The following is a 16,873-nucleotide window of genomic DNA, read 5'->3' as shown; positions in this document are numbered from 1 at the left end:
GGGACCGAGCGGCGGGCCCGGAGGTGCTTTCCTCATCTCCGAACCCGCCGCCCAGGTGTCAGGTCCCCCTAGGGGGACCTGCCGTCACTTCTCCCGGCGGACGCCCTTGAACGGCGTCGCCGACGAGGTCTTCTGGTCCATGAAGCGCCCGTTCGAGCCGCGCTTCACCCAGTTGCCGTTGGGAGCCTTGGTCTGGCTGCGCCCGGTCACGCTCCCGTGGCGATAGCCCTTTCCAGTGTTGGTGGCCATCTCATCACCTCCCATCTCTCTCGATGTCTGCTCAGCGGCGGGCAGTTGCTCGCCGTGAGACCTCCTTGACGACGCGGATCCGCTTGCGGCGGACCGTCTCGCCAAACTCAGGGGGGGAACCCCGCGATGACCGCTGCGTCGGCCCAGGTGCAGCCGGGACCGGGGTGGGCCAGGCAGACCTTGCCCTCGTCCGGGGTCATCAAGGCCAAGACCCGATTGAGCCGGTCGTCGTGAAATCCGTAGTCCGCAGGCTCGGGAACTGGCACCTCGTCCCGGACCTGGTCGAGGGCGGTGCCGACGGTTCCGTCGGCACGGGCGATCGGCCGATCCAGGAGCCCTACTGCTCGTCCGTTGATCTGGGTCTCGTAAACCGGCCGGTGGCGTCGAGCCCCGCTAACCGTCTCCCTCCTCAGGTCTGCGAGCAGGCCCGGGACTGCCCACACGTCCACCTCATCGGGCTTCCATCCCGGGTCCAGCAGAGCATCGGCAGCGGCCTGGAGGTGGGCGTCTTCGGGGTGGCGCAAGTCGAGCCACTCCCGAAGGAACGCGCGCACAAGGTCCCAGCGGCCGTGCAGTACCGCGTCCCGAGCCGCACGGGCGGCCCGCAGCGCCCGACGCGCCCAGGCGGCCGACGCCTTTCCCACGTCGGCCAAGTCACGCCAGATCCGCAGGCTCGTCGACAGCCAGTCATGCACGTTCGTCCAGTGGGGCAGCATGTCGCTGACAAGACGAGGCACGAAGTCGAAGGCGGCGCGAGGAATCTCGATCTTGGGGATCAGGTTGCGCAGGAAGGTCGCCTGCATCTCCGCTACCTGAGAGACGGTGAACTTCGGCAGCGCGGGGGCCAGGTTCCGGACCAGGTTGGCGTGCATTTCCGCTACCTGAGGGACGGTGAACTTCGGGAGCGCGGGGGCCAGGTTCCGGACCAGGTTGGCGTGCATTTCCGCTACCTGAGGGACGGTGAACTTCGGGAGCGCGGGGGCCAGGTTCCGGACCAGGTTGGCGTGCATTTCCGCTACCTGAGGGACGGTGAACTTCGGGAGCGCGGGGGCCAGGTTCCGGACCAGGTTGGCGTGCATCTCCGCTACCTGAGGGACGGTGAACTTCGGGAGCGCGGGCACCAGTGACGGCATTACGTCGAAGACCGCGGGCGGCTTCGGGAGGGCGTTGAGCGCGCGGTTCGCCGCCTTGATTTGGGACGACGTGACGATGTGGCTCACGCCCCGCAGGTGAGCGGGTGGCTTCTCTTCAGACATGGGGTCGCTCCGGTGTAGTAGGGCCGCTACCTACTAGCCGCGAGATCGAGCCGGAGCGACAAACAATCTTCGAGCCGTCCTACGAATCCCGCGTCACCGCCTGATTGTTCCTCAGCGGTACGACAGTCCCGGATCCCCGACGGTCGCTGCGATTGCCTAGCGCAGTCGCCCGCCAGGCTGCTTAGGTCACGGAGCCTGAGGTGAGGGGCGGCGCGGGGAGCAACGAGACGGCCTTGCACACGCGAACTGGACGGGTCAAGATCGGCACATGGCCGAACGTTTGTTCGAGGATTACTGAGATGACGCGGTCCCTCCGCTTGCGTGTCCCCAGCGACCCGAGGGCTCGGGCGTACTGGTATCTGGGTTGGGACAAGCGCAACGGGCACCTGCCGTGCGGGGCGCCGAACTGTGCGGAGTGTGTCGCCGCCTTGGCTGCGACCGACGCGGACTTCCAGCGTTTCCCACTGCGCTCCAACTCCGACCCGATCGAGGTGAAGGCCCGCACCCTGGTGCGGGACTTCTACGTCGACCCTGTCGGCTCTGGGTTCGATGAGACGCACGTCCCCTGACGCCAACTCGCCAGGCTCGGTAGCAGGAGGGCGACTCTGTTGGCCTTCACAGTGGGCTCGGGCACCGGTTCGCCTCACCGGATGACTACCGGGCCTGATGTGCAGCGCCGACGTTGTAGTTGTAGGCCGCGAGCGTGAACCCAAGGAGGGTGCGCCGCTTCGACAGCCCGAAGACGAGCGTGTGCTTCTTGTCGAGTTGGGTCATGCTGCTCTTGAGCGCGCTGTTCGCGTTCTCCACCTGCTGGCGCCGCGCGTGATACGCCTTCCAGTGGGCCGTGGTTCCGGCTGGGATCTTCTGCCAGCGGCCCAGTTCTTCAGCGGCGAGCCTGATCTGGCCGTTGCAGCACCGGCTCAGGTGGGCAACGTGACCGCTGACGGGCACGGCCCTTGGGCCGGGCGTCCTGCCGCTGTGGACCGTGAGACTGGTGGCCGACAGCGCTCCTTCGCAGAAGGGACACGTGAACCATGCGGTCCCGTCCGAGTCCGTCCTGTTGAGGCGCAGGCGCCATAGGGCGCGCTGGTTGAAGGGCTGTTCGTACTGCCGCCGGGTTGCCTCGTCGCTGCCAGGCGGTGCGTAGGGAAGCGGTGCGGATCCGGCACTCCTTGCGGAGCGGGAGGCGAGGAGGTTCCTCGGCGTCGCGGGATGCAAGAGCGTGTCATCGCAAAGAACGGCTCCGTCGACGGTGGGACGGATGCCCCGCTGATGAGTCATGGGCTTGTGCAGCACGCTGATCCCGGCCAGCCGTAGGGGCAGGTGGTACGTCTCCATGGAGCACAGGCTGTACCCGGGATCGGCGATGACTTCCTTCAGTTCCTGGCCTGCTGCCTTGCTGCCGAGCAGGGCCGGAATGATGGCATTCGCGCGGTGACTTCCCGCAGGAGTCATCGTCGCGTTGACGATGAATCCGGGAACAGCCGGTCCCAACGTCACCTGGTCCACGTAGTTCGTCCACCGGAGTGCGGGCACCTGCACGGCGAGATGCACCTCGTAGCCGGTGTACCTGCCGCCGCTGCGCCCGTTCGTCACGGTGCGGTAGCCACTGCGGCTGTCGAAATCGAGGGTGTAGACCTTTCGATCGTCCGGTCCGATGCCGAGCGGGCGAGCCCCCCGCGTCCGCATTGCTCCAGTCGTCTCCGGGTCGTATTCAATCTCCCCGTCGAGGTCTACATCCCTGTTCGGGCCATGAAGCCGCGCAGACGTTTCGAACTCTGTCCCATCGACTGCTACGGCGCCGGAGATGGGCAGCGTGGGATCGATGCCCGAGACGGTGGTCGCGTGTAGGTGCCAGTCCGAGTGCACGAGGACGAGCGGTTCCGTGCAAGCACCCGAGCCGTCGAGGTACCCCTCCGGAACGCCCCAGTTGGCAGACCCGTCGGACTTGCGGCGATAGGTCTCCGGCAGCAAGGTGCCGAACCCGAAGGAGAGGGAGTGGGGGATGACCACACCCTCATCGAGGACGGCGGTGAGGCGGTCGAGGTAGCGGCGTACCACGTCATACAGCCCGTTGCTCCGGACAGGCCGCATGAAGCCCAGGCGTTCGCGCTGCGCGTTGGTGAGTCCAGGAAGAACCTTCGTTACGTTGCTGATGAGGTTCCGCTGGTTCGGCGCCAATCCATTGATCTGCGCCGCCACGTGGAAGGCGCGGTAGTTCAGGTCACCTGGGCGCCCGGTCCTGGACGCCATTGCCACTGACATCACTGCCACGGCCGCGCAACGGTCCGCCATTCGCATGGCGATGTCGAATGATTCCGGCGTGGGTGCTGCCATGATCACCTTCTGGTTGATTTCGTACCGGCCGCGGTTCGCCCTCCGGCCTGCGGGCGCAACCCCGAGGCCAACCACCCGACGGGCTTCGCGAAGAGACAGCACGCCGTGCACTGGAAGCACCGGCACATGCCGCCGGGACGGCTGGCGGCGACCAGGGTGATCGGCAACCGTGACCGCAGCCGGGCGGCGCGGCCGAGTGCTACTTGGGGAGGCGGGGGCCTGCGCCGGTGCGCCGGTTGTCGATGCAGGGGCGAAAGAGATTCCCTGCGGTCCTGGGCGCCGCGGCGGCCGACTAACGCCGGGCATGAGCCCTCGCAACACGGCCGATGTTCGCCAATGCGTCATCGCTTACGGGGACGTGCTGAAGAAGTCCCTCCAGGCTGTTCAAACCCTGGAGTCCGGCCGCCGCAAGCAACTCTGGAAGCCGCGTTCCGGCCGTCAAGTGGTGCACCAGCCAGGTGTTGCGCAGACGGGTGGGGTTCAGCCTGGGGTGTGCCGCGCGCGGATCGGTCGCGTGCGCGCCCGGCTGCTTGATGCGCCCGACCAGATGGCTGACGGTGTTCTTGTTGGTGCGAACGGGGCCGCCCAGGAGGGATTCGTCGGACGGCACGCGCGACTTCACATCGAGCAGGCGAGGCGCGAACTTCTGGAGAACGGGGACGTACCGATCCGGCTCGGGCACCCAGACGCAGACCTCGCCGCTTGGCAGGCTGAAGATGTCATCGGGGCGAACGTCAGGGAGCCACCGTCCGTCCAGTCCGGCGCCGAGCCCCAGGGTCAAGATGACCTCCGCGCGGTGGCGCGCCTGCTCGGTAGGCTGGTTACGACAGTCAGCCTCCAACCGCGCAACTTGTTCGGCGGTGTAGGGCGGCTGCGGCTTGCGACGCGCCACCCGACCCTGCTGGTGTGACCAGGGGCAGTCCGGCCACAGAAGCGGAGCCAGCCGCCGAATCCGGGACCGGTACGCGGCAAGACTTCCGGCTTCCTGGGCCGTCCGCGCAGCGACGACCCAACGATTGATCGTGTCCGGGTTCAGAAGATCCCGGATGTCAGCCACAGCGCCCGTTTCCTTCAAGACCCACGCGCCAATGCGCGCGAGTGCATCCAGGTGGACCGGCATCTGACGGACCACGGCGCTGTCCCTGACGCAGAGCGAGGCCAAGGCTGGGCGGATGACCGGTGCCAGCGCTTGCCAATCCCGGAGGCTCACGTCATGCCGGTCCGCGGGTGCGTAGGACTCCACATAGGCCCGGGCGCGCTCGGGAGAGCAAATACGGCTGAGGCGGCGCGTGCCCCGCACGGTCACATCGCTTTCGTCCCAGGTTTCCTCGGTGTCAGAGTCGGCAATCGGCTCGCCCGTGATTCCAGCAACCACTGGCGGCACGGGAATGGCCTGAGGACGCGGAGTCGGTGGCGCGGTCAACGGCTCGTATTTGTTGAACGCCTAGTTCTTTCTGGGTGCTGGCCTCAGACGTTTTCTCTCGTCGGCCAGGTGCGGTTTCGGACCCGATAAAGGTCTGAAATCGCCCAGACAGGTGTGACGCGCATGCTGACTGTGCTGACGCCCGGATTAACCCGAACGGTGGATCCCTTCGCCGCTTCTAACGGCCACACGGCTTCCTGACCTGTAGGTTTGGAACTAGAGCCGACGGCTGGGGTGTGTATGGCCATGCTGACGGCCAGGTGACCGATCGTCCCCAGGAGATTCTTGTGTCTGATGTGCAGGCTGGCTCAATGCGCTGCGAACAGTGCTCGCGAGGCCGCGTTGTCCCCCCGCGTCGCTTCTGCGATCCATGCAGGGTTTCCCGGCGTCGCGCTGGGAATGCAGAGCACCAGCGCCGCCGTCGGGCGAGACTTCGCGAGGCGGTCCTGGCGGATCGGCTTGGAGTTGCGCCGTCCGTGCGCTTCACGCAAGACGACATCAATGCACTGAAGGCTGGTCTGTATGACCTCGACGCTCATCTTCGCCAGGCTCAGAGGCACCTGCACGAGAATGCGTCGCCGCGTCAGGTTGCTGACCGCTTGGCCGTCAACATCCGGCGGTATTGCGACCGCACTAGCGCCTTCCTCGCACAGAAGACAGCGAGCGGACTGCCTCCAGGCAGGACTGGGAGGTGAGGACGCGCGACCCGCGCCAACGCTGCTCGGCGGGTCTAGCAGCCTGAGGGTGCTGGACGGATCGATCTTTCGAAGAGGTTTGGCGATCCGAGATTCCGCGATTACGGAACGGCTAGCCACGGCCCGCTTTCAGATGTCGGTCATGGTGCCAGGAGTCTCACGTTCCATGCGCCAACCTTCCCCTGCACGGACCAGGACCGTGATGCTCTGAGCCACGGCTCGGAGTCGCCCACTCACCAGGTCACCGGTCAGAGTGACCACGTGTACCTCCGCAGTGGCCGCGATAGGAGCGAATGCGTTGTCGTTGCTGGCCACGATGAACCGCTCGACCCCGCGCTTGCGCAGCCGCCGGGCTTGCCGGAGGAGCACCCTATCGGCTCCCTGGGGGGTGCGGCTCCGCACAGCACCCTGATCCCGTTCGCCCGCAGTGTGTCCCCGGCCAACCGGAATGCCCGCCAGTGCACCGATGCGAGCCGTGGCGCATCGGGCTCGACGAGGCCACAGAGCGCTCGTGCGAGGGAGCCGAGGTCCGCGACAGGAGTGGACACGTTGTCGAGGTCCCAGAGAAGGGCCATCCTCGCCCGCTCCATCTCTGGCCTCGTCGACATGGGTGGACGGTGCACTGGGCCACCGACACTATTTGAGAAGTGCCTGCCCAGGCGCCCAGGCGCACGTTGGCGCCAGATGGGCCGGGGGCCTAGACCTCGGGGCATGTGTCGGACCGCCTGGTAGGCGGAGCGCCAGTCTCTCGCCCGCGGGCACCGTGCTTATCGAGAATGTTGCGGACGGCCGAAAACGAGCGGTCGGTCAACTCGGCGATCTCGCGAAGCGAGCGCCGTTCGACCTTAATGACGCCGCTGTCCACGATGTTTCGGAACTTGTGGACCTAGACTGCTGCAACTTCATGTGTCCCCCGTGCCTGTCCTGTGCCTCTTGAACGCCCTGCGGCGTTGCGCTGTGATCGAGCCGACACGCTGGTGGCGGGGACGGACAGCCCGCCCTGACGCAAGACCCCAGGCACTCGCGGCATGCACCCCCAGTCGGCAGCCAGCCCTTGAGTCAGCGAAGAGGTTGAGCCCAGGGCGAGATGCGGGGCGGCATCGAGCCGCCAGGGAGCCAAGGCGTCGAACACCGTTCGCGACCACCGACACGCCAAGCCGTGCGAGAGTCCTGCTCCCGCCCGGACGGCTCGCCAGCGGTGACTAATGAACCGAGTGGCCGACGTGACGATCGTCTCGACGCCCCTCTGACGCTCCGACACCCCGGGGTCCTGGCCCAGAACGGACGATCCATCCTCTGCCTGTGGTGTCGCGACCCGGCTCCGTCGGATCCTGCCGATAGCGTTCGGTGCTGCTACGCCCCGGTCCGCCGGGGTGCCGCCCTGAACCATCCGCTCGTACAGCGCCGCTTGCGGCCTGCCACATGCATCGACCGACCGACAACCGAGGGCTATCGCACTGATGACAGACCTGCCGCTCATCACCTTGGAACTCTTCCATGCCGCTGCGGTCGAGTTCGCGGAGGCACTAGCGGTCAGCCCTCTACCCGACCTCTATGGCGCAACGGACGGCAAGGCCGTAGGTACCAAGGTCGAGTCGATGTTCAAGGAACACCTGGCCGAACGGTACGACTTGACCGTCGGTAACGCCGCCCGAGGCATCGACTTCCCGGACTTGAACGTGGACCTGAAGGTCACGTCATTGAAACAACCCCAGTCCTCATCGCCATTTGATAGCGCTACGCAGAAGATTTACGGACTCGGCTACCACCTGCTCTGCGTCGTCTACGTGAAACGGGACGTGCCCGAGGAGCGCGCAGCCTACCTCGACATTCGTCACGTAGTCTTCATCCACTCCGCTCGTACAGGTGATCACACAATCACCCGCTTGATTAGGGATGTTGTTCTAACCCCGGACCCCACTGGGGCGGAATCCCGTGAAACCAAGATCGAAGACGTGGACGCCATTCTCCAAGACAAGAATGTCCCCCTGGACGAGGTGAGTCGCCGGTCACTCGCCGAGCGGATCGTGGACGATGTGCCAGAGCAGGGTGTACTGACAATCTCGAACGCACTCCAGTGGAGACTTCAGTACGGGCGAGCGATCGCTGCCGCCACGAATAAGACTTTCGATCGGGAAGTGGTGGACCTCCGTGCCTAACAACGAGTTCGGTGATTTTCAGACGCCGCTTGAACTTGCGCGACAGTGTCTAGAACTCCTTTCCGTTGATGACCATTGCCGGGTCTTGGAACCGACCTGTGGTCTCGGGTCGTTCTTGCAGGCTGCATCCGAACTCGCACCCGGTAGCGAGCGCATTGGCGTTGAGATTCAGCCCGAGCATGCGGCAGCGGCGGCTGCGCATGGCAAGGTTCTGAACTCCAACATCTTCCACATGGATCTGGCCCGGGACATCCCCTGGGATTCGAGTGCACGGCTCGTAGTTGTTGGCAACCCCCCCTGGGTCACCTCGGCCGAGTTGAACCGTATGGACAGCAATAACCTGCCGAAGAAGGAAAACTTCAAGGGAGCACGCGGTCTGGACGCGCTTCTGGGGGCGTCCAACTTCGACGTGTGCGAATACATCATCCTCAAGTTGCTGACTGAGCATCGGTCGTCCCGGCTCACTCTCGGGATGCTTTGCAAGACACACGTGGCTCGCAACGTCATTGAGTACGCCCACTCGGCGCGACTCCCGATCGTCGACTCCGCTATCTACCGGATTGACGCAATGAAGTGGTTCAACGCTGGCGTCGACGCATGCTGGTTCACTGTGGTCGTGGACCCGGCAGGCGAACCGGACTACACAACGGCGGTCTACGAGTCGCTGAACGCCCCGAGAAGCAACGCGCCAAGGTTCGGGTTTGTTGATGGACGAATGGTGTCGGACGTTGCCCGCTATCAGCACGTTCGCTCCGCGGATGGCACAAGCCCTTACGTATGGAGATCAGGACTCAAGCATGACGCATCATCGGTCTTTGAACTTGTCGCCAACCCCGAGCCCACGACTCGCGCAGGCGAGGTGCTCAACCTTGAACCTGCCTATGTTTTCCCCTTCCTGAAGAGCACTGACCTCTTTCGCGGACGGCACGACACCCTCTCGAAATGGGTGATCGTACCGCAGACAACTTTTGGCGCAGAGACCGCATCGCTGGCGCACATCGCACCAAACCTGTGGCAATACCTTAACGCGAACGCTGACTTGCTGGACGGTCGCAAGTCGTCGATCTATCGCAACCGTCCACGCTTCTCGGTGTTCGGCCACGGCCCCTACACCTACGCGCCCTACAAGGTCGCGATCTCGGGGCTGCACAAGAAGCCCGTCTTTCGTCTAGTCGCTCCCCTCAACGGACAGCCCGTTGTCCTCGATGACACCTGCTACTTCCTGCCCTTCGAGGACGCTACGGAAGCCCTGATTACCTGGGCTGTGCTGTCGAGTCCGGCTTGCGAGGATTTGGTCGAGTCCTTGGTCTTTTGGGACGCCAAGCGGCCGATCACCAAGAAACTTCTCTCGCGCATCGACGTAAACTTGCTTCCCTTCGGCGCCGACGCCGCAAGATCAATGGCCTCACGTGAGGCGACAAGGCTGGGCATCGAACTGAACGCAGAGCGTGTTGAAAGCCTGCTTCGCCGGTTCGGAGCGGTGGAAGCGGACGCCCTGTTCTGACACGCGAGGGTGAAGCGCGGGGTCTGGGAGCGCTGGGACGGCACCGCAGACGCAGTACCTGACTCGTGGCTCGGCGCGGTAGGTGACGGCATGAAGCCGTCAGCAGATCAGATGGCGGCGCTCGTGGCCGCGCACGGCCGGATCACCCGCTGTCGGGGTGCTGGTTGCGCTGGTCGACCGGACAACCGGCACGCCTCGTTGAGCACTCCGGGTGCGAAGGAATCGCGCCGTCCGGCGACGACAGTGGTCCTTACTGCTACTGGGTCGACGGTCAGCCAGGGCTGCACTCGTCCGGCGACGAACGCTGGGGAGACGCCGTCGCCTAGGTTCTCAGTGCCTGTTCAGACACGGTGGCGTCGAGAGCGGCCACTGGGAACGGCATGGTGTAGTACCGGCGCTCGACGGGGAGGGGAGCGGGGATTGCTATCGACTACTCGCCGCCCCTGTCGATCGAGATGGCGCTGATGGCGACGCTGCCTGGATTCGGGTTCACCGGCTACCGCAGTTTCCGCGGCGACATGCAAGTGCTGGGGCCGCTCCGCAAGGTGAACTTGGTCGCGGGTCAGAACAACGCGGGAAAGTCCAACATCCTCCGGTTCGTACAGCGCTACCTCGGGGCCGGAGCGCCGGTCCCCGAGGGTCTCGACGCTCCGCGTCAGCCCGATGCCTCGCCGTTCCGCTTCGCCATCGCCCGAGAGATTGACGAGCCAGATCTGGCGCTGCGCGTGCCGTCGCCGGACCAGCACAGCGGCCAGGATCTGATGCGGCGGCTACGTGAGGTGTTCGCGCACGACCTATTTCGGCTATCTGGAGACGACCTGGTCTGGTTCCAGTTCGTCCCCAATCCGCCGCCGCCTAGCGGTGCGCCGCTCGTCCATCACTACCAACTGGACCCCGACTGGCTCCGGACGGTCGCCGAAGCGATGGCCGACCACCTACACATCCTCAGCCTTGCTCTCACAAGCCACGGTGGCGGCATCGTGGACGACGCCCAACGCGTGCTCCAACGGTTCTCGCCGCTAGATCGGCTGCCCGCGGTCCACTCGGTGGAGGCGTTCCGGCAGATCGTCCCGGGCGACGACGACAGCAGCGACGCCGCCTTCTACACCGGACGGGGACTGGTTGCCGGGCTACGACGCCTTCAGGCGCCTCCGCTGGACCGGCAGGAGGACAAGCAGCGGTTTGAGGCCGTCAACGATTTCGTGCGCACCGTCCTGGAGGATCCCAGCGCCCGGCTGGATGTCCCCTACGACGCGCAGGCGCTGCACGTCATCCGAGGCGACCTCGTGCTCCCGCTGGAGAACCTGGGCACAGGGGTCCACCAGGTGATCATTCTGGCCGCCGCCGCGACCTTGCTGGAGAACAGCCTGGTCTGCATGGAGGAGCCGGAGGTGCACCTGCACCCGATCCTTCAACGGAAACTGGTCCGCTATCTCACCGAGAAGATCAGCAACCAGTACCTCATCGCCACGCACAGCGCCCACATGCTCGACCACACCCGCGCCACGGTCTTTCACGTCCAGCAGACCCCGAACGGCACGGAGGTCCAGCGCGCCGGAACACCGGCGAAGGTCGCCGACATCTGCGCCGACCTCGGCTACCGCCCCAGCAACCTGCTGCAAGCCAACGCAGTCATCTGGGTCGAGGGACCCTCCGACCGGATCTACCTCGCACACTGGATCAGCCTGATCGACGACACCCTCATCGAGGGCATCCACTACTCGATCATGTTCTACGGCGGTCGCCTGCTCAATCACCTGACGGCCAACGACCCCGAGATCAACGAGTTCATCTCGCTCCGGGCGCTCAACCGGCACATCGCCATCCTCATCGACAGCGACAAGCAATCCGCCCGAGAACGCATCGGAGCAACCAAGACGCGCGTTCGGGATGAGTTCGACGCCCCGGCGTATCCCGGCTTCGCCTGGATCACCGACGGTCGCACGATCGAGAACTACGTTCCCCTCGACATCCTCACCCAGGCGCTCGCCGAAACCCATCCCCACGTCAGGCTGACCTACGACGACAGCAAATGGGACGACCCACTCGCGGTCGACCCCGACAAGCGGGGCCAGCATCCACGTGTGGACAAGATCCGCGTCGCGCAGGCCGCCCGCACGCTCTGGCCCCGCGACCGACTCGACCATCGAGACCTCCGTCGGCAAGTGCAGCGGGCTGTCGAGTTCATCCGGGTCGCGAACGGCAGTCCGATTGACTGACCGTGCATGCCCAGTGCGCTCCCTCAGGACTGCGGGAGCGTGTCATAACGTCAGGAGGGGGGTGCTTCTGTGAGCAACGCCGTTGAGCGCGTGGGGGTTGATGGGCCGGGTTGGGTCCAGAGCGACACGAGGACTATCCGCGGCCTGTTCCCTTTGTCCGTCGAGCGGTACCTCAATCGCGTGGTGGCCCGCCTGGCTCCTGGAGTCACCACGGTTACCACTGGCGCGCGGTACTACGCGCTCCACGGATTGATCGCCGACGAGGCCGACGCCGCGGGTCTCAGCATGCCGGAGGCCCAGAACCTGCTCCGTCGGTCCGAGGTCGTCCTGGCCGTCGCATCCCAAGTCCATGAACAGCGAAGTGCTGGCATCCATCAACCGCTCGCGACCGCACACGCGGCGGACACCGTTCGTGTCCGCCTTCGGGATGGGTCGCTGGACATGCGCGAGGTAGCCAAGACCGGGGTCGGGTCCTACGCGCGTGGCAACTGGGGGTTCATGGGGCAGTACCGCGGCTCCGAGATGACTCTCCGCATCGTGGGTACCGGTAGCCGCCTGGCTCCAGGGCCGAACTTCGACGCGGGCATGGTCCGTGAAGCACTGTCCCCAGTCCTGACCTTGGCCAGGCAGGACACCCTCTCGGAAGAAGACTTGGAGCAGTACCCGGACTTGTGTCTGTGCCGTACGGCGTACTGCACAGATGGCGCATGGCTGGCGCGGCTGTTCGCCGCCACGGACCCCACCGGGGAGACCAGCAGCATCCGCCGCCAAACCATGCAAATGCTGACGACCGCGGTGGAGGAATCCCCGATACGGACCGTGGACGGGGACCTCACGGCTTTCGTCGCCTACAGCCCGGCTCTGTTGTCACACGATCGCCTGGCTGATTCAGCCATCTGCCGACAGTGGCGCGGCGTCGTCTTTCGGTACGAGTCGGTCAACGCCTGGCGGTCACTCTGGGAGGCTCTCGTCGACCGCATCGGACAGCACGCCACGGTCACCCGGCAAGAACTCCGGGACTGGCTGGCAGACCATGTCCCAGCCGGGACCGTGGCCGATTTCCAGCGCAACCTCCCCGACACCCTGGACAACCTGGGCCAGCCCGCTCCTGCGGAGCGGACCGAGGAGGTGCTGTCGGCGCCGCAGCCCCTCCGTTGCATCAGCATCTTGGCCCTCGGAGCGCGCCGTCACGGGGAACTCACCGGCCAGGAACTGCTCGGGTTCCAGGGGCCCGCCCAGAACGATGTGTTCGAAGAACTAGCACCGATGTGGATGGCCCATCGGCTTCACTCGTGGGCAGACCGCCCAATGAGGGACTTCGCCGCGGACCTGGTCGACGTGCTGATCAACAGGTCGCAGCGGATCGCTCTGCTCAAGACCCGCTTCGACCGTCGGACGGGCCGGGTGACCATCCCAACCCGCGTTCAAGTCCGTGATGACCTCGTGTACCGGCTGCACACCGAGACGGCGCTGACGGCATCCCTGCGGTGGTGGCAGTTGCTCCGGATGGGGGAGCAGACCGGTCTCTTCCGGCGAGATCCGTCACTAGGTACAGGCGCGGGTGAGGCTGCGACATGGCGGCTTGGGCCACGCGGAGACCTCCTTGTCTGAGCCCTCGACCTTCTCTGAGCCCTCGACGCCAGGAGTCGCCATCCAGCACGTGTCTTCCCTGCTGGAATACCTCTACGCGGAGGAGCGGCGCGGCCAGGGAGGCGCCCGGGAAGCGCTGTTCTTCACATTCAACGTCGATCTCGGCTTCTTCGAGACGCGCCTGCTCGGCCTCACCCGCGCGGCCGGAGCGCTGGTGACCGTGATCGCCGACGCACGGATGTTCGACCCGGATGTTCGCGCGATCCGCTCAGCCGGAACCGCCTACATCCCCGGCCTCGCGGCCACACCCGGCGGTGCGTTCCACCCCAAGGTCAACATTCTCGTGGGTGAAGACCGGACCATCATCTCCATCGGTTCTGGGAATCTCACCCTCAATGGGTGGCATCTCAACGACGAACTCTGCACCGTCATCACCGGAGATCGGGAACAAGGGTGTCCGGACCTCGTCGTTGAAGTCGCCGACTGGCTGCGCGGTCTGGACCAGCAGGTACGGCTGAGCCCGGCGGCTCGGCCGCGTATTCACCGCACCATCGACGCCTTGGACGATCTTGTCCGGTCCGCCCCGGTGCTGCCCACGGCACACCGACTGGTGCACAGCGGAACGACTCCCATCCTGGAGCAACTTCCCAACGGCCCCGCCGAACGGCTGCGCCTGTATGCCCCGTTCCACGACCCGGCAGGCATCGCTCTCGGAGCACTGATCAATCGCTACAAGCCGAGGACCGTCACCATCGCCGTCCAGCCCGGCCAGACGGTCCTGACACCCCCGGCGCTCGTCGCAGCCGCCAATGGTTCGGGCGTATCCCTGACCTTCGAGAGGGCCGCGGGCGAGCGCTACCGACACGGCAAACTCATCGAGGCCACCCGTCCGGACGGCAGCCAGTGGGCTCTCACCGGCAGCCCGAACCTTTCATCCGCAGCGCTGGTGCGCACACTGAGCGGCGGGGGCAACTGCGAAGTCGGCGTGCTTACCGAGCCCACGACCTTTTCGCTGTACCCCGGCGACGGGACCCCGGTGCCCGCCGCAGACGTACCCACTCACACCGTGCGGGACGGGCCACCAAACCCGGAGGTCGCCGGTGGCGTACTTCTGCTGGGAGCCGTCCGTAGCGAAGGCAACCTCACGGTCACGCTGCACAAGCCCGCGCCCGCGCCCATCACCGTAGAGGTGTCGCACTTCCACGACCTGCCCGAGTCGTACACCTCCCTCGGAGTGATACCTGCCGGTCAAGCAGACGCCGTCTTTGACGGGGACTTCCCCGGCGGGAGCCGAATCCGGCTCACGTGGCTCGTTGCCGCCTCGGTGCCCGGCGAACCGCTCCAGCGGCGATACGGCCCGGCAGTCCCGCTGACCGATCCGGCACGAGCGGCCCAACGACGGGGAGGGCAGACCGGGAACCGCTCAGCCCCAAACGATCCCCTGGACCTGTTCGGCGACCCCAGGCTGGCGGAGCAATGGCTCGCTGCGGTTGGCAAGTTGGCGACCAACCGGACACGCGTTCCCCCGCCGCGATCAACATCCTCAGGAAGCCGCACCGAGCCAGCAGATCGCGCCCGTCTCGCGGATGCAGCCGGATGGCGCCAAGACAACGATCCTGATTCCTGGGCTCGCTACACCGACGAAGCGGTCGAGCGACTCGGACAGTCGATCTTCGTCCTCGCAACCGGCGGCCTGCCCCGTCTTGGCTCGCTGCTCGGGGACACCCACGAGCCCACCGCCCCCGTCTGGGCCGACCGAGTGGCCGAGGAAGACAACGGAGCGGTCGAAGGCGACACGATCGAAGAGCAGGACTCCCGGACGGACAATGAGCCCGAGCCCGAGCCGGGAGCGGAAAAGCCGGACCGTGAGGCGCATCGGCGGGCCAGGACCGCTGCGGAACAGAGGCGATACCGCGCGTGGCTGACCGATCTGGTCGGGAAGATGCGCGGACGACCGGCCATCGATCGCGCTGCGATGCACGCGCTGATGCTGATCGGTACCGCGGGCAAGTTCTGGGCAGGACCGAGCGGCGGCCAAGGCTGGTTGCACCTGCTGGCGGACGCGACCGTCGCACTGGATGGCGATGACATACCGGCCGCCCTCGAACCCCAGTTCGGCAGCCTGGCTGCGGTTGCTCTCTACCTCATGCGGGATGCGATTCCCTATGGAGCACGAGGGCACGATCGAGACACCTACCTCGCCGCGTTAGCCGCCTCCGAGCACCTGCTGGTCGAAGCCGACCTCGACCTGGTCAGGGCCTACAGCGAACCGCTGCGCAACGACGCCGGGTTCCCGATCGACCCGGCGGCCGTCATGGAACACGCGACGGCGGCCGTCCAAGACGACCCAACCGCGGATCTCGTTGCCACCGTCCAGGGCGCCTACCCCGACTGGGAGGTGCACGCCCATGGCCCTAACCTGCTCCACGTCCACGGCACCTTCGGCAAGCCATTCCTGGCGGCTGGAAAGGCGCTCGACCTGACGGACGCGCTCCCGACCGTTGGTGTGTGGGCCACCAACCACAACGGCGACTGGGCGCTGGCCATCGTCAACGAAGGCACCCTCAGCCGGGTCGAACCCGGTCGGGACCGGATCGTTCGCCACTACGACTACGCCCTGTCCACGCTGCTCGGACCCGGCCGAATAGCCGCTGGCGGCGAGGCCGAGCGGAACGCCGACCTGCGCCACCGGCCCCAGAACAGGCCGTCCGACCTCACGCGCACTGCCATGTCGGCAGTAGCAGTCGATTCGGCCGTTGGTCCTCCGTCCGGATGCCCTGCCGCGGGTGGCGCTGCGGCTGCTCCGTCATCCCTTCACGACGGGGACCGACCCTAGGAGGCGCCGAGGGCAAACCTCCCTTCGAGGAGCACGTTCACCGGCACATACGACGTGGCGGCGGCATCATCGCGGTCATTACGCTGCGGCCGAAATGCAGCCCCGAGACGTGCTTCTCCACGCTTGGGCGTCCCCGGCGAGTCGCGGCTTAGTGTCGTAACAGTTCCGTACGCTGCTCCGTGGGCCGCGTTCGTGAACTCATGGGTTCCTCCTGGCGCGGCTCGTCCGGGGGTCGCCCCCGCGTACGAAGGGTCCTAGCCCCCGGGAGTCGCTACCCCGTCGAGTACGCGGACCAGGGCGGCCCTTGTGGCGTCTGCCTAGGAGGCTGCCCGTCCCGACGGTCGCCCATGGCGGCCTGTCCTGCGGATCAAGTTGCGCCGCGACTGTTGCCGATGTCCCTGAGCGGCCCTTTTGAGCGCATCGTCATACGGTCGTCGACGTGAACACTGGTCGAGGGCCTATGCGGGGCGTGCAGTGATCGACAGGTACGAACGAGTCCGCTGGGCTGTCTGAAGTGACCCCCGTCGGCTGAACACCTCCAGACTTGGCGCAAGCCGAGGAGGGAGGGCCCGGGTGGGCCGACGGAGCAAGTACCCCGAGGAGTT

At 66.0% G+C, this 16,873-nt stretch carries 10 protein-coding genes; 5 read left to right on the top strand and 5 right to left on the bottom strand.

The window, feature by feature from the left end; genetic code table 11:
- Positions 1–84: 84 nt before the first annotated feature.
- The 5 genes from LY71_RS23200 to LY71_RS23195 all read right to left on the bottom strand — a co-directional run bounded on the left by LY71_RS23200 (position 85) and on the right by LY71_RS23195 (position 5,804).
- Positions 85–264: a hypothetical protein gene (locus tag LY71_RS23200; RefSeq protein ID WP_146146184.1), complete on the bottom strand. Its 180-nt coding sequence runs from the start codon at positions 262–264 to the stop codon at positions 85–87.
- A 92-nt stretch (positions 265–356) separates the two neighbouring features.
- Positions 357–1,469: a hypothetical protein gene (locus tag LY71_RS18290; RefSeq protein WP_146146183.1), complete on the bottom strand. Its 1,113-nt coding sequence runs from the start codon at positions 1,467–1,469 to the stop codon at positions 357–359.
- Between the two features lie 690 nt (positions 1,470–2,159).
- Positions 2,160–3,953, bottom strand: a complete 1,794-nt coding sequence (locus LY71_RS18280) for a hypothetical protein (protein ID WP_106280328.1) — start codon at positions 3,951–3,953, stop codon at positions 2,160–2,162.
- Between the two features lie 181 nt (positions 3,954–4,134).
- The gene (locus tag LY71_RS18275) at positions 4,135–5,226 is read right to left on the bottom strand and encodes a hypothetical protein (protein ID WP_146146182.1); all 1,092 of its coding nucleotides are present in this window, start codon (positions 5,224–5,226) and stop codon (positions 4,135–4,137) included.
- 347 nt (positions 5,227–5,573) lie between these two features.
- Positions 5,574–5,804, bottom strand: coding sequence for a hypothetical protein (locus LY71_RS23195; protein ID WP_146146181.1), 231 nt, complete (start codon positions 5,802–5,804; stop codon positions 5,574–5,576).
- A gap of 1,616 nt (positions 5,805–7,420) precedes the next feature.
- On the opposite strand from LY71_RS23195, the gene LY71_RS18265 reads away from it, so the two are divergent.
- From LY71_RS18265 to LY71_RS18245, 5 genes are all read left to right on the top strand, one after another.
- Positions 7,421–8,119: a restriction endonuclease gene (locus LY71_RS18265; RefSeq protein ID WP_106280322.1), complete on the top strand. Its 699-nt coding sequence runs from the start codon at positions 7,421–7,423 to the stop codon at positions 8,117–8,119.
- Positions 8,112–9,623, top strand: coding sequence for a DNA methyltransferase family protein (locus LY71_RS18260; RefSeq protein ID WP_146146180.1), 1,512 nt, complete (start codon positions 8,112–8,114; stop codon positions 9,621–9,623). Before LY71_RS18265 ends, LY71_RS18260 begins: the two co-directional genes overlap by 8 nt.
- Before the next feature lie 455 nt (positions 9,624–10,078).
- Positions 10,079–11,842, top strand: coding sequence for an AAA family ATPase (locus tag LY71_RS18255; protein WP_106280317.1), 1,764 nt, complete (start codon positions 10,079–10,081; stop codon positions 11,840–11,842).
- Between the two features lie 69 nt (positions 11,843–11,911).
- The gene (locus LY71_RS18250; RefSeq protein ID WP_106280315.1) at positions 11,912–13,453 is read left to right on the top strand and encodes a hypothetical protein; all 1,542 of its coding nucleotides are present in this window, start codon (positions 11,912–11,914) and stop codon (positions 13,451–13,453) included.
- A gap of 49 nt (positions 13,454–13,502) precedes the next feature.
- Positions 13,503–16,268: a hypothetical protein gene (locus LY71_RS18245; RefSeq protein ID WP_106280313.1), complete on the top strand. Its 2,766-nt coding sequence runs from the start codon at positions 13,503–13,505 to the stop codon at positions 16,266–16,268.
- Positions 16,269–16,873 lie beyond the last annotated feature (605 nt).

This window comes from Geodermatophilus tzadiensis (genome assembly GCF_003002915.1).
GTDB lineage: Bacteria > Actinomycetota > Actinomycetes > Mycobacteriales > Geodermatophilaceae > Geodermatophilus > Geodermatophilus tzadiensis.
The sequence above is the reverse complement of the archived record's forward strand: the minus strand, read 5'-3'. Positions and strand labels throughout refer to the sequence as shown.

What these genes read in the sequence shown, in the direction of transcription:
- LY71_RS23200 (WP_146146184.1), bottom strand. Translation starts at nt 264, where the DNA reads ATGGGAGGTGATGAGATGGCCACCAACACTGGAAAGGGCTATCGCCAC.
- LY71_RS23195 (WP_146146181.1), bottom strand. Translation starts at nt 5,804, where the DNA reads ATGAGCGTCGAGGTCATACAGACCAGCCTTCAGTGCATTGATGTCGTC.
- LY71_RS18265 (WP_106280322.1), top strand. Translation starts at nt 7,421, where the DNA reads ATGACAGACCTGCCGCTCATCACCTTGGAACTCTTCCATGCCGCTGCG.
- LY71_RS18255 (WP_106280317.1), top strand. Translation starts at nt 10,079, where the DNA reads ATGGCGCTGATGGCGACGCTGCCTGGATTCGGGTTCACCGGCTACCGC.